This window comes from Lachnoanaerobaculum sp. (assembly GCF_057250505.1).
This window is the reverse complement of the sequence record NZ_DBHIEQ010000002.1, coordinates 120,633-141,405: the sequence shown is the minus strand read 5'-3', so window position 1 is coordinate 141,405 and position 20,773 is coordinate 120,633. Positions and strand designations below refer to the sequence as shown.

Here is a 20,773-nt window from a genome sequence, read left to right as displayed (position 1 = left end):
AATGAAGGACAATAAGCAAAAGGGCTTAACCTCTCTCTTTATCACATTTGTAGTTTTGGCATTTTTAGGTTTTCTGGCTTTCAATGTTTTGCAAAGCGGAAAACACAGTAATGTGACCAAGGTGACACATACTGCTGAAGAAACTGCTATAACAAGCGCAGAGTCTTCTGCAGCGGGAGAGAGCAAGAAGAGTGCATCAAGCGGTGAGAGCACTAAAGCCGATGAAAGTTCGTCGGCAGGTGAAACCAAGGCAAATACTGAGAGTTCACAAGCTGAGTCGGGCAAAGAATCAGAGAGTGCAAATGAGAGCAAAGTTGATGAGAGCGGCAAAACTTCCAAGTTCGGTATGGGAAAGATTAAGCTCGGACTCGACTTGGCAGGTGGTGTAAGTATCACTTATCAAACTGTGGAGAAAAACCCTTCCGATGAGGATATGGCTGATACCATCTATAAATTACAGCAGAGAGTTCAAAACTACTCAACGGAGGCTGAGGTTTACAGAGAGGGAACAAACAGAATAAATATTGATATTCCGGGTGTATCGGATGCCAACGCTATCTTGAATGAACTTGGAAAACCGGGTTCATTGGTATTTTTGGATCCGCAGGGAAATACTGTACTTACAGGCGATCAGGTGGCAACAGCCAAAGCCGGTATCGTAGATAACAACGGTAAGAGCGAGTATGTTGTATCACTTACATTTACAGATGAAGGATCAAAGGCTTTTGCAGAGGCTACAGCAAAGCTTATCGGTCAGAGAATTGCAATTGTCTATGACAATGTAGTGTATTCAAACCCTACAGTTCAGACGGCAATTACAGGCGGCAGTGCACAGATTACAGGTATGACTTCATATGATGAAGCAAAGAATCTTGCATCTACCATTCGTATAGGTTCACTTTCACTTGAGCTTGAAGAGCTTAGAAGTAATGTCGTAGGAGCAAAGCTCGGACAGACAGCTATATCTACAAGTATGAAAGCTGCAGTAGTCGGATTTGTGGTTTTGGCGGCATTCATGATCGGAGTATTCTTACTTCCGGGTGCGGCATCCGTACTTGCGCTTGCACTTTATATCATACTTGAAGTTCTTTTGTTGTCGGCTTTTGAGATTACGCTGACGCTTCCGGGTATAGCGGGTATTATACTGTCAATCGGTATGGCGGTGGATGCCAATGTTATTATCTTTACAAGAATAAAAGAAGAGATTGCACTTGGAAAGAGTGTATATGAGTCCATCAACTCAGGATTTAAAAAGGCTCTTTCAGCAATCATTGACGGTAATGTTACCACACTTATAGCTGCGGCTGTACTTTATATTCGCGGTTCAGGTACTGTAAAGGGATTTGCGCAGACACTTGCACTGGGTATTATCCTTTCAATGTTTACAGCACTCTTTGTTACAAAGTTTATACTTAAGGCTTTCTATAATGTAGGTCTTGACGATGCGAAGTTCTACGGCAAGAAGCCGAAGAGAGAACCGATAGATTTTGTCGGAAAGAGAAAGATTACTCTGAGTATTGCAGCTGCCATACTTATAATAGGAGTAATATTTGCAGGAATTAACAAGTCGAAGATCGGCGGATTCTTCAACTACGGACTTGACTTTAAGGGCGGTACATCAACAAATGTTACATTTGATAAGGATTACAGCCTTGAAGAGATTTCAAAGGATATCGTACCTGTAGTTGAATCTGTAACCGGTGAGGCCGGAACTCAGACTCAGAAGGTACAGGGTACAAATCAGGTAATTATAAAGACAAGATCACTTTCACTTGATGAAAGAGAGAAGTTAAATAAAGCACTTGCAGACAAGTTCGGTGTAGATGCCGAAAAGATTACTGCAGAGTCAATATCAGGTGCGGTAAGTTCAGAGATGAAAAAGGATGCTGTAGTGGCAACAGTGCTTGCGACAATCCTTATGCTTATCTATATCTGGGTAAGATTCAGAGACTTCAGCTTTGCAGCAGGTTCAATACTTGCACTTTTACATGACGTGTTTGTAGTTATAGCTTGTTATGCAATATTCCGCTGGAGTGTAGGTTCCACATTTATCGCATGTATACTTACAATCCTCGGATACTCAATCAATGCAACCATAGTTATATTTGACAGAATCAGAGAGAATAAGGCTATATTGCCAAGGTCAACTTCTAAGGAAGAACTTATCAACATAAGTGTTACAGAGACTCTTACAAGAAGTATTTATTCTTCACTTACTACATTTATAACTATATTCATACTGTTCTTGATGGGAGTTTCTTCAATCAGAGAGTTTGCATTGCCGATTATGGTCGGAATAGTTGCAGGTACATATTCTTCAGTATTCTTATCAAGTGTCTTCTGGTATATACTTAGCAATAAGTTTGACAAGAAGATAGAAGAGAAGAAGGCGGACAATGCCAAGAAGAAGAAAAAGACTAAAAAAGTCGAAATAAATAAAGACAGCAACGGTGCTGTAGTTTAGGTATTTTATGAAATATGAGATAAAGGCTCTGGACAAAAAAGCTAAAAGTGCCACTATGGAGACGGTCCACGGTACTGTAGAGACTCCGCTCTTTATGAATGTAGGTACCGTGGCGGCCATAAAGGGTGCCGTATCCACTGACGACCTTAAGGAAATAGGTTGTCAGGTGGAGCTTTCAAATACTTATCACCTGCACGTAAGGACAGGTGATAAGCTTATTAAAGAATTCGGCGGTTTGCATGAGTTTATGCACTGGGACAGACCGATACTTACAGATTCGGGCGGATTTCAGGTGTTCTCGCTTGCAAAACTTAGAAAGATTAAGGAAGAAGGAGTAAACTTCAATTCACATATAGACGGCAGAAAGATTTTTATGGGACCTGAGGAGAGTATGCAGATACAGTCAAACCTCGGTTCCACAATAGCTATGGCGTTTGATGAATGTCCTCCGGCACTTGCCGAGAGAAAGTACATAGAAGCTTCCGTGGCCCGCACTACAAGGTGGCTGCAAAGATGTAAGGTCGAGATGGACAGGCTGAACTCTTTGGAGGATACCGTCAACAAAGAGCAGCTCCTGTTTGCTATCAATCAGGGCGGAATCCTTGACGATATAAGGATTTCACATGCCGAGGAGATAAGTGATATGGATCTTGACGGCTATGCTATAGGCGGTCTGGCGGTAGGTGAAAGTCATGAGGAGATGTATCATATCTTGGATGTTACTGTAGAACATTTGCCACAGAACAAGCCTACATATCTTATGGGCGTAGGAACTCCTATAAATATTCTTGAGGCTGTGGAAAGAGGAGTGGACTTTTTTGACTGTGTATACCCGAGCAGAAACGGCAGGCACGGCCATGTATACACAAATCACGGAAAGTTAAATCTTTTTAATAAGAAGTTTGAGTTAGATAAGAGACCTATAGAAGAGGGATGCACTTGTCCTGCTTGCAGATCCTATTCAAGAGGTTATATCAGGCATCTTTTGAAAGCAAATGAAATGCTTGGTATGCGTCTTTGTGTATTGCACAATCTTTATTTCTATAATACAATGATGAGTGAGATTCGCACAGCTATACGCGAAGGCAGATATACAGAATATAAAAATAATAAAATAAGAACAATGCTTGAGGGTTAAAGAGGAGAATTATGAATATTTTAGCGGCAGCAAATGCAGGTGGAGGTTTTGGAGTAGGTGCTTTTGCGATGTATGTTGTGTTCATTGCAGCAATTTTTTACTTTATGGCTTATAGACCTAATAAGAAGGAAAAGGCTAAACAGGCTGAACTTTTTGCAAGTCTTGAAATCGGTGATACTGTAGAGACTTCAGCAGGTTTTTATGGCGTCTTGATTGATATTACAGATGATACTGTAATAGTTGAGTTCGGAAATAACAAGAATTGTCGTATTCCGATGAGAAAAGATGCTATTATAAAAAATGAGAAAAGTGAGTAAAATCTAAGCACATCTTCGGATGTGCTTTTTTTGGAAAGGCGGATATGGACAGTTATATAGTACTGGATTTGGAGTGGAATCAAAGTCCGAACGGCAGAGAATACAGCAACAAAGATCTTCCCTTTGAAATAATAGAAATAGGAGCCTTAAAACTTAATTGTGATTTGGAAATAGTTGATGAATTTCACAGAGTGGTAAAACCTACAGTGTACAAGAAGATGCATTTTAAGGTGCATGAGGTGGTGCAGATAGGTATCGGAGAGCTTAAGAGAAAGGGTGTACCCTTTGTAGAGGCTATAAATGATTTTTACAGATTTTGCGAGATAGACGACAGAAATAAAAAAAAGATAATTTGCACCTGGGGAAACCTTGACCTTGTGGAGCTTCAGAGAAATATAAAGTTTTACGGTGTGGAAAACAAGTTTGAATATCCGCTGTTTTATTATGATCTTCAAAAACTCTTCAATATCAGATACCCTAACGGTGAGCAGGATCGGATACCTCTTGAAAGAGCCGTACATATGCTGGGTATTGATATAAGAAGACCGTTCCACCACGCCTTTGATGATGCTTACTATACGGCAAGAGTAATGCAGAGAATGGATTTTTGGCCTGTAAGCGAGTACTATTCATTGGATTACTACCGTGTGCCGAGGAATGCGGACGAAGAGATTTATTTACACTTTTCAGGTTACTCAAAGTTTGTATCCACACTGTTTGATACAAAGGAAGAGGCTATATCCGATAAGCACAACTCCGACCTTATATGTGACAGATGTAACAGGATGTTGAAGAAAAAGATAAAGTGGTTTTCCACAAATCAAAGAAACTACTACTGTATAGGTATCTGTCCGGAGCACGGATATGTCAAAGGCAAGATAAGAGTAAGAAAAAACGATGACAAATACTATGTGATAAAGACCACAAAGGTGGTGGACGCGGATGTATTTGAAGAAGTAAGACAAAAGTATGAGGAAAGCAAGATAAAGAAAATTATAAAGAGCAGAAGAAGAAATGCCTATAATATGGGAGATGTCTAATTGGAAAAAGAAACTGTTGTAAGAAAGATAGATAATAAAGATATAGACGAATTGTATCATGATGATAGTATAAAATTGGCGGCGGATATAATAAAGTCCGGCGGACTGGTGGCATTCCCTACCGAAACCGTATACGGTCTGGGTGCCGACGCGTTTTTGGAAGAGGCTGCAAAAAAGATATATGCCGCAAAGGGCAGACCGAGTGACAATCCGCTGATAGTACATATTGCAAATGTAAATGATGTTGAAAATATTGCAAAGGACATACCCGATATTTTCTACACTCTTGCAAAAAAATACTGGCCGGGTCCTATGACCATAGTTTTGAAAAAAAGAGATATTATTCCAGATGCCACAAGCGGCGGTCTGGATACTGTAGCTGTAAGACTTCCCGGTAATGACATTGCAAGGGCTCTTATAGAGGTGGCAGGAGTACCTATAGCTGCACCGAGTGCAAATACCTCAGGCAGGCCTTCACCTACAAAGGCAAGCCATGTATTTGAAGATATGGATGGCAAAATAGATATGATAGTGGACGGCGGTGCGGTAGGTATAGGTGTGGAGTCAACTATCGTAGACCTTACATCGGATATACCTACACTGCTTAGACCGGGTGCCGTTACCCTTGAGATGTTAAGGGAGATTTGTGAAAGGGTGGATGTAGACCCTGCCATAGAGCATTTACTTACAGGCAGTGAGGCGCCCAAGGCTCCGGGAATGAAGTATAAGCACTATGCTCCGAAGGCTGATATGAAGCTTGTAAGAGGAGATGAGAGTGCGGTTTTAAGGTATATGAAAGATAGGATAAAAGACTGTGACAAACCTATGGCTTTGCTTACCGTAGATGAACATAAGAAAGATTTGGAAGCGGAGGCAAAGGGAAATGGCGGCGTAAATATTTTAAGCCTGGGAAGCATAAAGAATCCTGACAGTATTGCACACAATCTTTTTGATATCCTAAGAAAATGTGATGAGCTGGGTGTAGAGTATATACTTTCCGAAGTGTTTGACGAAAGCGGAATAGGAAAGGCGATAATGAACAGGTTAAAAAAGGCCGCAGGTTTTGAAATAATTGATGTAAGGTGAATTATGAGCGAGAAAAGAGAAGATTATATAAATTGGGATGAATACTTTATAGGCGTGGCTAAGCTTAGTGCGAAAAGATCAAAGGATCCTAATACACAGGTAGGTGCCTGTATAGTAAGTGAAGACAATAAGATACTTTCAATGGGCTATAACGGTTTTCCAAGGGGATGCTCGGATGAGGAGTTTCCGTGGGGAAAGGACCTTGAAATTAGCGACCCTTACAATGCAAAGTATTTATACTCCACACATAGTGAGCTTAATGCCATATTGAACTACAGAGGCGGCTCACTTGAGGGCAGCAAGATATACGTTACACTTTTTCCTTGCAATGAATGTGCAAAGGCTATAATACAGGCAGGGATAAAGACCATTATATATGAAGACGACAAGTATGCGAACAGCCCTTCTGTCAGAGCAAGCAAAAGGATGTTGAATGCGGCAGGAGTAAGGTACTATGAATATCAACCAAGCGGTAGAAAAATAGAGATAACGGTATGACGGACAAGAGATTACAAAATATATTGGATAAACTGGATGAAGCATACGGCACTGAAAAGAAGATGTATTTGGAGTACAATACTCCGTGGCAGCTTCTTTTTGCCACTATTTTGAGTGCACAGTGTACAGATGCGAGGGTAAATATAGTTACAAAAGACCTCTATAAAAAATATGACAGCCTTGAAAAGTTTGCTGCGGCAAGCGTGGAGGAGATGGAAAAAGATATTCATTCCATAGGCTTTTATCACAGTAAGGCAAAGAATTTGATAGCCTGTGCAAGAAAGTTGCTTTCAGATTTTAACGGAGAGGTTCCAAGTGACCTTGAGAGTCTTTTAAGTTTGCCGGGTGTGGGAAGAAAGACCGCCAATGTAATAAGAGGAAATATTTTTGATATGCCGAGTATTGTGGTGGACACACATGTAAAGAGAATTACAAAAAAGCTTGGGTTTACAGAAAGTGACGACCCTGTAAAGATAGAGTTTGAGCTTATGGAGATTTTGCCCAAAGACCACTGGATACTGTGGAATACCGACCTCATAACACTTGGAAGGACCATATGCATTGCAAGAAGGGAAAAATGTGATATTTGCTTTTTGAGAGAGGATTGCCTGAGTGCGAAGGTATGAGAATTACGGATTATGTAGTGATTGACCTTGAGACGACGGGAGTAAGTGTTTCAAAGGATAAGATAATAGAAGTCGGACTTATAAAGGTGAAAGACTCTCATATTGTGGAGATGTTTTCCTGTATTATAAATCCGAATATGCCTGTAAGTGATGAAATTTTAAATCTAACCGGAATAGATGAAGATGAAATAAAGTCTGCAAGATATATACAGGATGTAATCGGAGAAATAGTGGAGTTTTGTGAGGGATTTGATTTGCTCGGACACAATACCATATTTGATTACAGCTTTGTAAGAAAAGAAGCAAATAATGCAGGGCTTGATTTTGAAAAGAGAGGCATTGATACATATAAGCTTTGTAGGAAAATATTACCTCCGGATATGAAGAAAAATCTGACTGATGCCTGTGCTTATTTCGGAATAGAGAGAAAACATATGCACAGGGCGTTCTCGGATGCTTATTTTACACATATGCTGTATCAAAGTATACTGAGGTACTGCCCGGAGCTTGAATGTGATACCGAGATGATGAAAGTGAAGCTGAAAAAGTTTATTCCTATCAGAAAAAGAACAAAAGAGGACTTGCAGAAATTACTAAAGTGTCATAGAATTGTTTGCAAGGTAAATATCGACTTGCTTTCAGAGTCTGAAGCCAAGCGAATGATAGACAAAATTTTATCTCAAAAAGAAAAGAGGTTTATATGAAGAATAACAAAAGGCGAATTGTTTCGATAGCGATAGTTGCAATATTAGTTCTGGCAATGGTAGTTCCGGTAGTAGTTTCAGCATTGGTTACAGTGAGAGGATGATGGGAATTGAGAAAGAAAACAGGTAATATAGCGGTCGCAGTTGCAGCATTTATGGCAATTGCAGGCTTAGGTATAAGCAGTGGAGCAGGTAGAATAGATGTATTGGCTGCAAACCCTCAGACAAAGGCTGAGAAAGCAGGCAGTGACGAGTCAAAAATAGATGATAAGTCTGCCGACAAAAAGGCTACAAAAAGTGAGGCGTCAAAAGAAGAGACCACAACCGCAACCGAGTCTAAAGCCGAGGAAGAGAATAAGGATGAAGCAGGAAGCGCCGGGATACAGGCTGAGAAAAGACTTCCGAAGGGATTCAGTATAGAAGGACTTGGCGAAAACATAGCCACATTGGATGCATTGAGCAATGCACTTAATTCATTGCAGGAAAAAGCGGACGCAAAGAAGTTTGTTTTGGATGTAAAGGGTGAAAAGCTTGAGAGCAGCTTTGCCGAACTTGGAGCCAATATATCCAATAAAGAATTTATATTGTCGGAGGCCGAGAAGTTTACCACAGGAAATATGCTTGAGAGATTTGCAAAAAGCTCCGAGTTACTTGAAAAACCTGAGAATATAACTCCCGACATAGAATTCAACGATGACGCGGTTAAGTCGTTTTTTAAAAAGGCCAACAGAAAAAATCCTGACGCTCCTGTAGATGCAACTATAAAGAGAGTGAACGGTGCTTTTGAGATAACCCCTGAGAAGGAAGGTTATGCAATAGATGCCGATTCTACACTTGCAAAGCTTAAAGAGGCTGTTTTAAAGGATAAAGAAGAAACTATAGTGGCGGATGTTACAAAGCAAAAACCTGGTGTTACAGCCGAGGAGCTTAGCAACATCAAGGATGTACTTGGAACATTTACTACAAACTATTCATCATCAACATCTGAGAGAGCCACAAATATTGCGGTAGGTACTGCAAAGATGGACGGCGTGCTTTTGATGCCGGGTGAGACATTGTCAGGATATGAAAGAATGCAGCCTTTCACTATAAAGAACGGCTATAAGATGGCTAAGGCATACCAAAACGGTCTTGTAATAGACAGCGTAGGCGGCGGAGCCTGCCAGATAGCAACTACACTTTATCAGGCGGCACTCAGAGCGGAGATAACCATTACTGAGAGAAAGAACCACTCTATGATTGTCGGTTATGTACAACCGAGCGGTGACGCGGCAATAGCGGGAGATTATAAGGACATAAAAGTTACAAATAACAGAAAGACTCCTATATATGTGGAGGCTATAACATCCGGAAGAAATGTCACATTTACTATTTGGGGTAAAGAGGACAGACCGGCAGGAAGGACCATAGAGTTTGTATCCGAGGTACTCAGTGAGACTCCGAAGGGTAAGACATATATAGATGATAATTCCAAATCAAAGGGATATATAAAGAAGGAGTCTGAAGGACATAAGGGAAGAGTTTCAAAGCTGTGGAAGATTGTAAAGGAAAACGGTGTTGAAGTAAGTAAAGACTTGATCTCAAGCGACACTTACAGAAAAGCGGATGATATATATATAAGAGGTACAAGAAGTACGGCGCCTGCCGCACCTGCACCTGTCGCGCCTGCACCGTCAGAGACACAGGCATCCGAGTCCGATAATTCAGGACCTGCAGATACTCAGGCACCACCGGAGACACAGGCACCTGAGGTAAGTCAGGGACCGGCTTTCGATCCGAATCTGAATCCGGGACAGTAATGGAAAAGTATATAATATTTTGCGGATATGCGGGGCTTAAAGGTTCTCTTAAAATAATAGAAAACCGATATGATGAACTTAGCGGATATTTTAATAAGATATATTTAGACAGTGTAGCCTGTCATATTAGGGACAGAGGTTATTATGGGAGATATTTATCTCCCATAAATAATGATAGACCGGATATTAAGCCTGTAGATATAGACAGTATATTTGCAGGATTTAGCGGTAACATGGAAGATGTGACAGAGGGCGGTATACTTGATACATTGTACAATTTTGCAAAGTCACATAGATGCGGATTTGAAATAGAGATGAAAAAAATACCTGTCGTTCAGATCTGTATTGAGGTTTGTGAGTACTTCGGGCTTAATATATACAGGCTTTTAACAGACGGAAAGCTTATAATGACCGACGATCCTATAGCTGATTGCAAGTACTTAAAAGATAACGGCATATCCGCTGAGATAATAGGTCATTTAAGCAAGGGACTTGATAAAGCGATAGTGGATAAAGAAGTCACGGAGTATGTCAACAGACCTACTGAAGATGAAATTTTTAAGGTGATAAAATATGAGAGAGAAAATATTATCGGTAATTGAGAAAAACTCCAGAATTGATATTGAAGAGCTGGCTATTTTGCTTGGAGAAGATGAGAGGGCTATTGCAAATGAGATAGCGGATATGGAAAAAGAGGGTGTGATATGCGGTTATCATACACTTATAAACTGGGATAAGACAAATAATGAGAAGGTTAATGCACTTATTGAGGTAAGAGTCACACCTCAAAGGGGAATGGGATTTGACAATATTGCGGAGAGAATATATCAGTTTTCAGAGGTAAATGCGGTATATCTGATGAGCGGTTCATTTGACTTCACCGTATTTATTGAAGGCAGAACAATGAGAGATGTGGCACAGTTTGTATCTGACAAGCTTGCACCGATGGATTCCGTACTTTCTACAGCTACACATTTTGTACTTAAGAAATATAAGGACCATGGAACCATACTGTCTGCAAAGAAAAAAGATGAGAGGCAACTTATAACACCATGAGAGATCCGTTATCAAATACAATAAAATCAATAAAGCCTTCAGGTATCAGAAAATTCTTTGATATAGTAAATACTATGGAAGATGCCATATCACTCGGTGTAGGTGAGCCTGATTTTGAAACACCTTATTTTATCAGAGATGCAGGTATATATTCTCTTGAAAAAGGCAGGACATTCTACACATCAAACTCAGGTCTTATGGAGCTTAGAGAGGAGATAAGAAATTATCTGATAAGAAAACTCGGTGTGGAATATAACCCCAAGAGTGAAATGATTATCACAGTAGGCGGAAGTGAGGGCATAGATATTGCTCTGAGAGCAATGCTTGACATAGATGATGAGGTACTGATACCGCAGCCTTCATATGTATCATATGAACCTTGTACAATACTTGCAGGCGGAAGTCCTGTAATAATAGAATTAAAGGCTGAAGACGGATTTAAGCTGAAGGCAAGTCAGATACTTGAAAAGGTTACCGATAAGACAAAGATACTCATACTGCCTTTTCCGAACAATCCTACAGGTTCCATATTAAATATTGACGAGCTTAGAGAGATTGCAAAGGTATGTATTGAAAAGGACTTATATGTAATCTCAGACGAGATATACTGTGAGCTGACATATGAGGGTGAGCATGCTTCTATAGTACAGATAGAGGGTATGAAGGAGAGAACTGTTTTGATAAACGGATTTTCAAAGTCATATGCGATGACCGGTTGGAGATTGGGATATGCTACAGGACCTAAGGAGATTATTTCACAGATGACCAAGATTCATCAGTATGCCATTATGTGTGCACCTACCACAAGTCAGTATGCGGCCATAGAGGCACTTGCACATGGTGATGCCGATGTGGCAAGGATGAGAGAGTCATATAATCAAAGAAGAAGATACTTGCTTCACAGATTTGATGAGCTTGGAATGACCTGTTTTGAACCGCAGGGAGCATTCTATGTATTCCCGAGTGTAAAAAGATTCGGGATGAGTTCGGAGGAGTTTGCGACAAGACTTCTTGAAGAGCAAAAGATTGCGATAGTACCGGGAACGGCTTTCGGTGAATGTGGAGAAGGGTATGTGAGAGTTTCATATGCATATTCTATGGAAAGATTGAAGGAAGCACTTTCAAGAATTGAAAAGTTTGTAAGGAGCCTTTAATGAATATTGTATTACTTGAACCTGAGATACCCGACAATACCGGGAATATCGGAAGAAGCTGTGTGGCGACGAACACAAGGTTGCATATGATAGAGCCTCTGGGCTTTAAAATAAATGAAAAGCGAATCAAGAGAGCCGGTATGGACTACTGGGCAAAACTTGATGTCACCGTCTATTCAGATCTTGAGGATTTCTATGAGAAAAATCCGAAGGCAAGAGAGCATATGTATTTTGCCACGACCAAGGCACATCATACATATAAGGATGTGGTATATAACAGTGATGAATATATAATGTTCGGCAAGGAGAGCGCGGGAATCCCTGAAGAAATACTTGCCGAGAATGAAGAAAACTGTATAAGGATACCTATGTGGGGAGATATAAGAAGCCTGAATTTATCAAATTCGGTAGCCATAATACTGTATGAGGCACTTTCACAGCACGGCTTTGAAAAAATGCAACTTACAGGTGAACTGCATAGACTGACATACAAATAAAAAATACTCCGAAACCAAGCGGCTTCGGAGTATTTTTTAGAATGTATGTGCGAATAGGGTGAAAAAGAGTTGTTACTAAATAAATATAATCTTGACAGAAGTCTATATCATACTGTATATATAAAACAAAAAAATAAAAAAGGGTGAATAGGATGAAAAACAGAATAGTTTGTAAAAGTCTTGCTGCAGGTATGGTTTCTTTCAGTTTGCTTTTGGGGCAGGTGGTTCCGGCTTTTGGAGCGGTACAGGATAAGGAATCGGTAAGAAAATATTATCACTATCAAGATGTACTTAGTGAGGCTAAAAAGAGGGTAGTCAAGGCGGCAAAAAAAGATGTGACCTATGATAAAAGTTCAAGTGATACTGTAGAAGAGCATACTGATGAGTATGGTGCCGTTACTAAGGATACTTATGATGAATCCGGAAATCTGATTAATAGAAAAGTTAACGGTAAAGATGTTGTACAGTTTTCATATGACAGTGCCGGTAATATAACAAGTATAAAGGATGCGCTGAACTTTGAAACAAAGTATGAGTATGATGAGAGTAATAGGCTTATTGCCAATATAGACGCATTGGGAAATAAGACAAATTATTCTTATGATGGTGAAAATCTATCCAAAGTTATATTGCCGGACAATAGTGAAACAAGCTATAAGTATGACTCACAGGGTAGAGTTATTACTCAAACAGAAGATAACGGTCTTATTACAAATATACAATATGATGAAGCCGGAAATATCATAAGAATTTATGATAATAAGGATTTAGATGAATATTATACTTATGACAGTGCTAATAATCTACTGACAGAAACAAACAGCTTGGGAGAAAAGACAAGCTATACATATGATTCAGAGGGTAGAGTAACAGCTATAGAATATCCGGATAAAACTTCGGAAAGTTTTTCATATGATGAAGCCGGCAATCTGATAAAAAGTGTAGATATATATGGAGTAGGTACAGAATATACTTATGATACATCAGGGAATCTGATAAAAGAATCAAGCGGAGAAGATGTCAGTGAGTATACATATGATAATGCAGGCAATCTCTTGACTGAAAAAGATGTTGATGGAAGCAAGAGTGAATATAAGTATGATGCTAAAGGAAATATAGTAGAAACTAAAGATGCACTGGGTAATATACAAAAGTTTTCATATGATATCAATGACAATCTGATACTGTATGTGGACGGTAAAAATCAGCCGATAGTATATAGATATGATGCACTTGGACAAAATACGGAGATAGTATATCCTGACGGCAGTAGTGAAAAGTATAAGTATGATGCACTTGGAAATATAATTGAATTCATAGATATAGACGGCAGTAAAACAACATATACTTACGATTCACTAAGTAGATTGGTAGAAAAGAAAGATACGTCGGGAAACTATGAAAAATATAGCTATGATACTCTTGGTGACATAACTTCTATTACAGATAATAAAGGTAATGAAAAAAGGTACTCTTATGATTTGTATGGACAGCTTGTAGAGGATAGTGACCAAAGTGGTAAAAGACATACATACACCTATGATAAAATAGGTCAAGTGACAGCAGAAAGCATTGACGGTGAAGATTTCTCATATACTTATGACACTTTTGGAAATACTTTAGAAGAGAAGAGCAGCAGCGGATATAATGCACAATATAAGTATGATAAACTTGGTCAGCTGATAGAAGAAAATGACAGCACCGGAGAAACCGACAGCTATAATTACAACAATGTAGGAAACTTAATAAATGAGGTATATAAGAATGTAAATACCGGAGTATCTGAAAATATTTCATATACACTTGATAATAAGAGTCAAGTAACAGGTATGAAAACAGATGCGGATGATATCAGGTTATATTACAATGCCAAGGGGCAGATAACTCAAAAAGACAGTAAAGAAGGCAGTGAGAAATTTTCATATGATGCTAACGGCAATCTTACAAAAATAACCGGAGGAGGCAAAGAGGATACCGATTTTACATATAGTGTAAGGAATCGCCTGATTTCTATAAACCCTAATAAGAAACAAGAAAATAATGATATACAAAAAGAACTTATAGAGACCAAAATTGGAGATATTTTCTACAAATCTGATGATAATGGAATAGTAGAGTACAGTGACGGAAATTCACATACTACATATTTTAAAAGAGATAGTCAGGGGCGAGTGGTAGAGAGAAAAAATCCAAGTGGTGATGTTGAGTACTATGAATATGGCAACAGTGATACTCCAATAAAGATAGTAAAAGCTGACGGAAAGCAATTAACTTATGATCTTGACAGTGAGGGCAGGATACTATCTCAAAGTGAAGCGGCAGGTGGTGAAAATAAGAAACTTTTAGAATACCGCTATGATGAGAATGGGAATATATCAGAAGCTACAGGGAATAACGGAACTTCCATCTATAAGTATGATAACAGCGGAAATATTTTAAAGTATACAGATACCTTCGGAAAGACAATAGATTATACCTATGATGAAAGGGGAAATTTAAGTAAGCTTGAAGTAGTCGGTGAGCCGCCAACTGTATATACATATGACAGTGAAGATAGAATTATATCTGTAACATATGGTGATAATAAAACTGTCAGCTATGAATATGTGGGAAATACTACGATTACACATCTACCGGATAACAAGACTATAGTAGAAAAATATAATGATAGCGGTGAATTAGTAGAAAAGACATATACTGATGATGCAGGAAATATCATATATAAGGTCTCATTGGAGTATGACAGTGAAGACAGAATATCTAAAAAATATGTTGTGTTGAGTAAGGATAATAAGGAAGCTGATACAAAAGTAAGTACCTTTACAGACAAAGATAATAGTACCGACTTAAGTAATGACAACGAGGGTATGCCTACAGAGGAGACTTCTATATCTGACAGTGTAGATAATGCTATAACAGATACTACAGGTTTTACCAATATAGAGTATCAGTACAGCTATACCGATAAATCACAGCTAAAAAGTGAGAGTATCACAGGTGATATAGGTACCAAGGATATAAGCTATACATATGATAATGCAGGCAATAGAATAAGTGAAACTATAAAAACAGGTGATAAAGAAGAAGTAACTACATTTACATATGATGAAAGCAACAGGCTTATAAAAAAACAATCACCTAAAAAAACCACTACATATTCATATGATAAAAACGGAAATCGTATATTTGCAGTAAGTGATGGAGAAAAGTTTAGCTATACATATGATATCAATGATAACCTGACAGGAATAAAGAAAAATGATGTAACCATATTTGAAGCAACCTATGATGCGATGGGTGAGAGAGTTCTTACCAAAGAATTGAATGCAAACGGTACCTTGGAAAGTAAATACAGGCTAAATGATGTAAGCTTTGAAGATACACAGGTGCTATCTGTTTATAATGACAGTTCAAAAACGGATTTTATATATGGAAATGAAAGAACAGTTGAACTTTCAACCGGTACCGATAGTACATTTATAACAGACGAAAAAGAAAGTGCATTAGGTAGAATCGGAGAAGAAAATACATTCTATACACCATTTGGAGATAAGGAAGATACAAATTTTATTGATACTCAAAAAGCTTTAATAACCGGCTTTGGATTTGATGGAGAATGGCAGGATAGTACAGGATTATACTATTTAAGAGCCAGATATTATGATCCAAATACCGGAGTGTTCTTATCCGAAGACAGTGTAAGTGGAGATATAGAGTCAGCGATCAGCTTAAACGGATACAGCTTTGTAGATAATGATCCTGTCAATTATACCGACCCAAGCGGAAATACAAGAAACAAGGGGAAATCCACAGGTAGAGGCAAGAGCGCAAAGGGAAAGCAGGTAAGCAAAAAGACAACTGCAAGTGGCAAGGGAAAGACTTCAAATAAATCTAAAACTCCGAAGCTGAAGATGCCGAAGATATCTCCAAAGGTAAAAGCACAAGCAAAGAGACAGGCAAAGCCAAAGAATGCAGGCAGAAGATTAGGAAAGCAAAATATAAGACAAAGCACAAACTTGTCAAGAAGCTTTGAAAGAAGAACTGCTAACAGCTATTCTAAAAAATATTCAAAGAATGCTAACGCAAATGCAAATAGCTCAGGGAGAAATACCGCCAACAGATTTGCAGCAAGAATGAGACCAAGACCTGTGGTTGCTAAGGGTGTAAATGAAAAGTCAAGAAAAAGTTATAGGAGTAATATAAACGTAACAATACCGCCTACAATAATTAACTTTAATGTCGATAAAGCAAAGGCTAAAAAGGCTTTTCAAGATATAAACAAGAATAGTGAGGACTTTGTAAAAAGAGTAAAGAATAATCCGATACTTTATTTGTATTCAAAATAGATTCACTAAATACAAATATAAAGAACTTTAAAGCATTTGTAGAAGCCGGATTTATAAAATTACCGAATATAGGTATACACTATGATAATCTAAGGAATACCATTATAAGGGAGACTACAAAAGCAGGAAATTCTGTATATGCTGCAAATATACCTATAATATCAAATGGACTCGGAAGATTTCTTGGAGCTACAAATATGCCGAAGAATGCCGGAGTAATGTCTATGATAGGGTCATACTACAGAGGAGTGTATATAAAGGGACTTTTTGGTACTGCAGACGGTATTTATAGTACAGCGGTACATCCTATAAAAACTGTAGAGGGATTAACAGACATAATGCTGAACCCGGGGATATTAGGTAAGGCTATAAAAGACTATACAAACGAAAAGATAATTCATGGAAGTATTGAGGATAGAGCGGAATTTGTAGGACAAGCAGCATTTGAAATAGGGTTGGCTGCAGTGACAAGTGGCATTACAGGAGCGAGTGAAGGTACTAAAACAGCAAGCACTGCATCGAAGGTAGCAGAGATAGCGGATGATGTTGGTGATATATCTAAGGGCTCAAAAGTACCATCAAAAATATCCGGGATCGGAGATGAAATTGCAGGTAGTTCAAATATAAAGCATCCGTCAAAGATAGTTTACCCGTCAAAGGTTGCAGATATTGGTGAGCAAGCAGATGATATAGCAGGTATTGATAAGAAAATAAATCCTATCAAACCACCATCAAAAATAGCTGAACCGAATAAGCCGCCTATAGAGTTACCTATTTCTTCGAATCGATATTCAAAAATAGATTTTACCCAAACTGATTTTGATGTTGAGTTAATAAGAGGTCGCTTGAAAACTGATCCAGATACAGCTTTTTTCTGGTCAGGACGAACAGATGGTATTGGAGGAATGGATGTTGCGAAAAAAATAGCAAAAAATAAAGGAGGAGTTACATTAGAATCTACGATTGATGATACGAATATTGTAATGCCTGAATGGGATTTTAATGCTCCTTCAAGTGTAACAGCTTGGGAGGAAGCTTCGAATGTTTACGCAGAGCAAGTATCTGGTGAAATAAGAGCTGTAGTTGGTAGCGAACTAAGACCAGGAAATATTTGGGAAAATATCGAATTACCAAGATTGAAGGCCAATCCAAATGTTACTAAGATTACAACAATAGATCCTAAAACAGGGGTAGAAAAAATTATATTCGAGAGGTAGAAATGAAAATTACAGGAACAAGATCAACAATTACTTTTGATTTAGAGAATGGTTTCCTCTTAAAAGCACAAGGAGAATTGTTGATTAATAAAAAATTTGTTGTTTATAAAGATAGTATGACACATTGGGAACCCCCTCATGAAAATCTTCCGATAACTCCAAGAGAAATAGACAATATTATTAACATGGCTAAAAAAATGGAGAGCGATCAAACTATTCGATTGGACTTTATATAATTATGTTGAACTCTATATATTCTAAGTAAACCTGTGGCAATAGATATCCCTTATGATTCAATTAAGAATTTGAAAGTTCCATGGGGAGAATTTACAATTAGAAAATTAGGAGGCAATTAAAATGAGTTTAACTAAAATAACTTGGGAGGAGTTTGATACCTTTGAAAAGATTGAATCACCAAAAGGATATGATTTTCGAACACATGAAGGAAAATACTACACTTTTGGTGAGTTTGGAGTAGCTTCAGTTCGTCGTATCTTTGAGATTAATCCTTCTGATTTTAACGAATATTTATTAGGTAGGAGAACGGCACGTGAAATTGATTTTAAAGCGGAGAACGATCGTTGGCCATCAACGGAAGAAGAGAGAAGAGAATCTAGAAGAAAATTTATAAGTAAACATCCAGCTTCTTTGATAGATGTCCCTAAAATAGGAAACTTTTTCTAAGGAAGAACTTGAAGAGTTGATTCCGATTGCTGAGAAGCAGTGGATTGAATCTGAAGGAGAACTTCCAGATTATTATGTATCACCACTTAAGTAAAAGAGGTTTGAAATGAAACCAACAAAACTAGGCTGGGAAGATGTTATCCAGTTCGAAGAAGTAAAAGGTTACGGTCAGCATATCTGGAGAGATGGTAATCATCTTTATTACGTTACCGAGGAGGGAGGAATTGCCCCTCAGCGTGTGGTTTATGAATTACCAAATGAGTTATTTGCATTACTAGAGAGTGGGGAAAGAACGGAGTTAGAAGTATTAAATAAGCTTCAGACTGATCGTTGGCCACCGACGGAAGAAGGAAAGAAAGCTAGTGAGAAACGATTCATAGAAGAGAGTCCTACATCATTAATTGATTTACCTGAAACTACAGAGTTATTTACTAAGGAAGAGCTTGAAAGATTAATTCCAATTGCTGAGCAAATGTGGATTGACTGGAGAGGCAAACTTCCAGATGATTATGTATCACCACTTAAGTAACAGATATATACAATGATACCAACGAGATCTTCACTCTTAAACGAGTGGTGAAGAGGATGGTGGATGATTTTGAAAAAGATAACCCAGGATTTTTTTATAATCCATCTAAGACGTTTATTGATTTGTACATGAAATCAGGCTTCTATATCGCAGAACTCGTTAAGCGATTATATAATAGCAAATGTCTGAAAAATACATTTCCAAATTTTGAAGAACGTTTAAAACGTATCCTAGAAAATCAAGTTTGTGGATTTGTGCCTTCACCATTTATCTATAATATTTCCACTAATTTTATCTTTGGAAATCTTTCTCGAGATATTAGTAGAAAGAACTTTGTTCTAGAAGATACCATCCCTGCGGCTAAAGAAGGGAAACTACAAAAATTGGTAGATAAATATTTTGAGTAGAAGAGTAATTGTTCATCAAGTATGTTTGTAAGTTCAGTACTGAAATCAGAGTCTCTGGTAGTGGTAGTAAAAGGCTTAATCCATTGGGCTTTAATACCCATTTCACGCATATATTTGCCTACAGTGCGCTCAGTAATAGTTTCACCTGACTTACGAAGTTCTTTGGTTATTTTAGGAGCACCATAGTTTTGTTTTGAAGCATCATAAATAAGCCGGATATTCTTCTTAATAGCTTCCTTCCTCTGAATAGCAGAAGATATTTTTCTATTAAGAAAAGAACGATATCCGGATCGAGACACACCCAAAAATTTAAGCATTCCGGAAGTAGAGACACGGTGCCCATTTACTTTAGCGGCCTCTACCTTTGCAGAAACCTCTGTATAGATAGCAATAGTTAACTTTTCCCCAGAATGCTTATGGCTTTTTTTAGTACATCAAGAGCATCCTGAGCATCACGAAGCTCACGTTTGAGGAGAGCTATTTCTTTTGCATCATCAGATTGATAGTTACCTGAGCCACGAACGGGAATGTCACCATCATTATTACGAAATTGACTTTCCCATTTGGCAAGTGTACTAACACCAATGCCAAGATTCTTGGCACATTCAACTTGAGTAAGATCCGGATGTTCATTTCGATAGTTGATAGCATCCAGCTTAAACTGTTTTGAGTGATGGTTTCTTTTACTTGACATAATGAGTTCCTCCTAAGGTTTATTATATAACAAATAAGGAAATATCTCATTTTGTTTTGTACTAAATATATTCTAGCACCATTGAAAAAGTATACTGTAATAAAGACTCAAATTGGATATACAGCAGTCCGGATGCTTTGTAAAAAAGCTCTCTTGTGGCAGCAGTATAAGAAGGGGATGTATATATGATATGTGAGGGAAGAATATTGGAAAAATTTGAGGGTAGAAATATATTTGTTGATTTCAGGATGCAAGAAATACTTGATGCTATGAACTACCATAGAATAGTGACAATATATAAAAGAGATTGTAGTCTTATACTGTCTAAAGAAGATAATGAATACGATTTTTTTGATGAAGAAGATCCCACACCAATGATTCAAATTTATGCTTATGTAAATATAAAGGAGGTTTTCACAAGAAAATCAAGAAAAAATGAGCTTGTTACCTTCTTTCGCTTTCCGGATATGATTGGAAAAGAACTTATCATATTGGAAATAGTACACAGATATATGGA

General features: G+C 38.1%; 21 protein-coding genes and 1 pseudogene. 20 read left to right on the top strand and 2 right to left on the bottom strand.

What is annotated here, in order from left to right:
* Window position 1: 1 nt before the first annotated feature.
* The 19 genes from secD (at window position 2) to ACO6FI_RS01785 (ending at window position 19,562) form a co-directional block, all read left to right on the top strand.
* Window positions 2-2,464: a protein translocase subunit SecD gene (gene secD, locus ACO6FI_RS01875; RefSeq protein ID WP_485455860.1), complete on the top strand. Its 2,463-nt coding sequence runs from the start codon at window positions 2-4 to the stop codon at window positions 2,462-2,464.
* Between the two features lie 7 nt (window positions 2,465-2,471).
* Window positions 2,472-3,602, top strand: coding sequence for a tRNA guanosine(34) transglycosylase Tgt (tgt, locus tag ACO6FI_RS01870; RefSeq protein WP_485455859.1), 1,131 nt, complete (start codon window positions 2,472-2,474; stop codon window positions 3,600-3,602).
* An 11-nt stretch (window positions 3,603-3,613) separates the two neighbouring features.
* Window positions 3,614-3,919, top strand: coding sequence for a preprotein translocase subunit YajC (yajC, locus tag ACO6FI_RS01865; RefSeq protein WP_485455858.1), 306 nt, complete (start codon window positions 3,614-3,616; stop codon window positions 3,917-3,919).
* Between the two features lie 44 nt (window positions 3,920-3,963).
* Window positions 3,964-4,959 (top strand): 3'-5' exonuclease, encoded by a 996-nt coding sequence (locus tag ACO6FI_RS01860; RefSeq protein WP_485455857.1) that lies wholly within the window; start codon window positions 3,964-3,966, stop codon window positions 4,957-4,959.
* Window positions 4,960-6,045, top strand: coding sequence for an L-threonylcarbamoyladenylate synthase (locus ACO6FI_RS01855; protein WP_485455856.1), 1,086 nt, complete (start codon window positions 4,960-4,962; stop codon window positions 6,043-6,045). It abuts the gene before it with no gap.
* Between the two features lie 3 nt (window positions 6,046-6,048).
* The gene (locus tag ACO6FI_RS01850; protein ID WP_485455855.1) at window positions 6,049-6,543 is read left to right on the top strand and encodes a deoxycytidylate deaminase; all 495 of its coding nucleotides are present in this window, start codon (window positions 6,049-6,051) and stop codon (window positions 6,541-6,543) included.
* Window positions 6,540-7,169: an endonuclease III gene (gene nth, locus ACO6FI_RS01845; protein WP_485455854.1), complete on the top strand. Its 630-nt coding sequence runs from the start codon at window positions 6,540-6,542 to the stop codon at window positions 7,167-7,169. Before ACO6FI_RS01850 ends, nth begins: the two co-directional genes overlap by 4 nt.
* The gene (locus tag ACO6FI_RS01840) at window positions 7,130-7,873 is read left to right on the top strand and encodes a 3'-5' exonuclease (protein WP_485455853.1); all 744 of its coding nucleotides are present in this window, start codon (window positions 7,130-7,132) and stop codon (window positions 7,871-7,873) included. Before nth ends, ACO6FI_RS01840 begins: the two co-directional genes overlap by 40 nt.
* 110 nt (window positions 7,874-7,983) lie before the next feature.
* A complete protein-coding gene (locus ACO6FI_RS01835) occupies window positions 7,984-9,672 on the top strand; it encodes a VanW family protein (protein ID WP_485455852.1) in 1,689 nt (562 codons plus the stop codon).
* Entirely contained in the window at window positions 9,672-10,274 is a 603-nt protein-coding gene (locus ACO6FI_RS01830) for an AIR synthase-related protein (RefSeq protein ID WP_485455851.1), read from the top strand. Before ACO6FI_RS01835 ends, ACO6FI_RS01830 begins: the two co-directional genes overlap by 1 nt.
* Window positions 10,246-10,728 carry an Lrp/AsnC family transcriptional regulator gene (locus ACO6FI_RS01825; RefSeq protein ID WP_485455850.1) on the top strand — a complete coding sequence of 161 codons (483 nt, stop codon included), beginning with the start codon at window positions 10,246-10,248 and terminating at the stop codon, window positions 10,726-10,728. The genes ACO6FI_RS01830 and ACO6FI_RS01825 overlap by 29 nt, the downstream gene beginning before the upstream one ends.
* Window positions 10,725-11,882, top strand: a complete 1,158-nt coding sequence (locus tag ACO6FI_RS01820) for an aminotransferase class I/II-fold pyridoxal phosphate-dependent enzyme (protein ID WP_485455849.1) — start codon at window positions 10,725-10,727, stop codon at window positions 11,880-11,882. Before ACO6FI_RS01825 ends, ACO6FI_RS01820 begins: the two co-directional genes overlap by 4 nt.
* On the top strand, window positions 11,882-12,379 hold the full coding sequence (locus ACO6FI_RS01815; RefSeq protein ID WP_485455848.1) for a tRNA (cytidine(34)-2'-O)-methyltransferase: 498 nt from the start codon (window positions 11,882-11,884) through the stop codon (window positions 12,377-12,379). Before ACO6FI_RS01820 ends, ACO6FI_RS01815 begins: the two co-directional genes overlap by 1 nt.
* A 152-nt stretch (window positions 12,380-12,531) precedes the next feature.
* Window positions 12,532-16,725, top strand: coding sequence for an RHS repeat-associated core domain-containing protein (locus ACO6FI_RS01810; protein ID WP_485455847.1), 4,194 nt, complete (start codon window positions 12,532-12,534; stop codon window positions 16,723-16,725).
* Between the two features lie 197 nt (window positions 16,726-16,922).
* A complete protein-coding gene (locus tag ACO6FI_RS01805) occupies window positions 16,923-17,942 on the top strand; it encodes a hypothetical protein (protein ID WP_485455846.1) in 1,020 nt (339 codons plus the stop codon).
* Window positions 17,943-17,944: 2 nt separating this feature from the next.
* Entirely contained in the window at window positions 17,945-18,178 is a 234-nt protein-coding gene (locus ACO6FI_RS01800; protein ID WP_007592492.1) for an Imm74 family immunity protein, read from the top strand.
* Between the two features lie 121 nt (window positions 18,179-18,299).
* Window positions 18,300-18,626, top strand: a complete 327-nt coding sequence (locus ACO6FI_RS01795; RefSeq protein ID WP_485455845.1) for a hypothetical protein — start codon at window positions 18,300-18,302, stop codon at window positions 18,624-18,626.
* 106 nt (window positions 18,627-18,732) lie between these two features.
* Window positions 18,733-19,155, top strand: coding sequence for a hypothetical protein (locus ACO6FI_RS01790; RefSeq protein WP_034214940.1), 423 nt, complete (start codon window positions 18,733-18,735; stop codon window positions 19,153-19,155).
* A 59-nt stretch (window positions 19,156-19,214) separates the two neighbouring features.
* Entirely contained in the window at window positions 19,215-19,562 is a 348-nt protein-coding gene (locus ACO6FI_RS01785) for a hypothetical protein (protein WP_156431765.1), read from the top strand.
* A gap of 83 nt (window positions 19,563-19,645) precedes the next feature.
* On the opposite strand, the pseudogene ACO6FI_RS01780 reads toward ACO6FI_RS01785, so the two are convergent.
* Together ACO6FI_RS01780 and ACO6FI_RS01775 are read right to left on the bottom strand one after the other, a co-directional pair.
* A pseudogene (locus ACO6FI_RS01780) lies at window positions 19,646-19,879 on the bottom strand (IS3 family transposase); the annotation flags it as partial.
* Window positions 19,880-19,956: 77 nt separating this feature from the next.
* Window positions 19,957-20,256 carry a transposase gene (locus tag ACO6FI_RS01775; protein ID WP_060930492.1) on the bottom strand — a complete coding sequence of 100 codons (300 nt, stop codon included), beginning with the start codon at window positions 20,254-20,256 and terminating at the stop codon, window positions 19,957-19,959.
* A 185-nt stretch (window positions 20,257-20,441) separates the two neighbouring features.
* Here ACO6FI_RS01775 and ACO6FI_RS01770 point away from each other — a divergent pair.
* The coding region (locus tag ACO6FI_RS01770; RefSeq protein ID WP_485455844.1) for a hypothetical protein at window positions 20,442-20,773 on the top strand (332 nt) is incomplete at its 3' end.

What these genes read in the sequence shown, in the direction of transcription:
- ACO6FI_RS01825 (WP_485455850.1), top strand. Translation starts at nt 10,246, where the DNA reads ATGAGAGAGAAAATATTATCGGTAATTGAGAAAAACTCCAGAATTGAT.
- yajC (WP_485455858.1), top strand. Translation starts at nt 3,614, where the DNA reads ATGAATATTTTAGCGGCAGCAAATGCAGGTGGAGGTTTTGGAGTAGGT.
- ACO6FI_RS01820 (WP_485455849.1), top strand. Translation starts at nt 10,725, where the DNA reads ATGAGAGATCCGTTATCAAATACAATAAAATCAATAAAGCCTTCAGGT.
- secD (WP_485455860.1), top strand. Translation starts at nt 2, where the DNA reads ATGAAGGACAATAAGCAAAAGGGCTTAACCTCTCTCTTTATCACATTT.
- ACO6FI_RS01795 (WP_485455845.1), top strand. Translation starts at nt 18,300, where the DNA reads ATGAGTTTAACTAAAATAACTTGGGAGGAGTTTGATACCTTTGAAAAG.
- ACO6FI_RS01800 (WP_007592492.1), top strand. Translation starts at nt 17,945, where the DNA reads ATGAAAATTACAGGAACAAGATCAACAATTACTTTTGATTTAGAGAAT.
- ACO6FI_RS01790 (WP_034214940.1), top strand. Translation starts at nt 18,733, where the DNA reads ATGAAACCAACAAAACTAGGCTGGGAAGATGTTATCCAGTTCGAAGAA.
- ACO6FI_RS01775 (WP_060930492.1), bottom strand. Translation starts at nt 20,256, where the DNA reads ATGTCAAGTAAAAGAAACCATCACTCAAAACAGTTTAAGCTGGATGCT.
- ACO6FI_RS01805 (WP_485455846.1), top strand. Translation starts at nt 16,923, where the DNA reads ATGCCGAAGAATGCCGGAGTAATGTCTATGATAGGGTCATACTACAGA.
- ACO6FI_RS01815 (WP_485455848.1), top strand. Translation starts at nt 11,882, where the DNA reads ATGAATATTGTATTACTTGAACCTGAGATACCCGACAATACCGGGAAT.
- ACO6FI_RS01830 (WP_485455851.1), top strand. Translation starts at nt 9,672, where the DNA reads ATGGAAAAGTATATAATATTTTGCGGATATGCGGGGCTTAAAGGTTCT.
- tgt (WP_485455859.1), top strand. Translation starts at nt 2,472, where the DNA reads ATGAAATATGAGATAAAGGCTCTGGACAAAAAAGCTAAAAGTGCCACT.
- ACO6FI_RS01850 (WP_485455855.1), top strand. Translation starts at nt 6,049, where the DNA reads ATGAGCGAGAAAAGAGAAGATTATATAAATTGGGATGAATACTTTATA.
- nth (WP_485455854.1), top strand. Translation starts at nt 6,540, where the DNA reads ATGACGGACAAGAGATTACAAAATATATTGGATAAACTGGATGAAGCA.
- ACO6FI_RS01860 (WP_485455857.1), top strand. Translation starts at nt 3,964, where the DNA reads ATGGACAGTTATATAGTACTGGATTTGGAGTGGAATCAAAGTCCGAAC.
- ACO6FI_RS01810 (WP_485455847.1), top strand. Translation starts at nt 12,532, where the DNA reads ATGAAAAACAGAATAGTTTGTAAAAGTCTTGCTGCAGGTATGGTTTCT.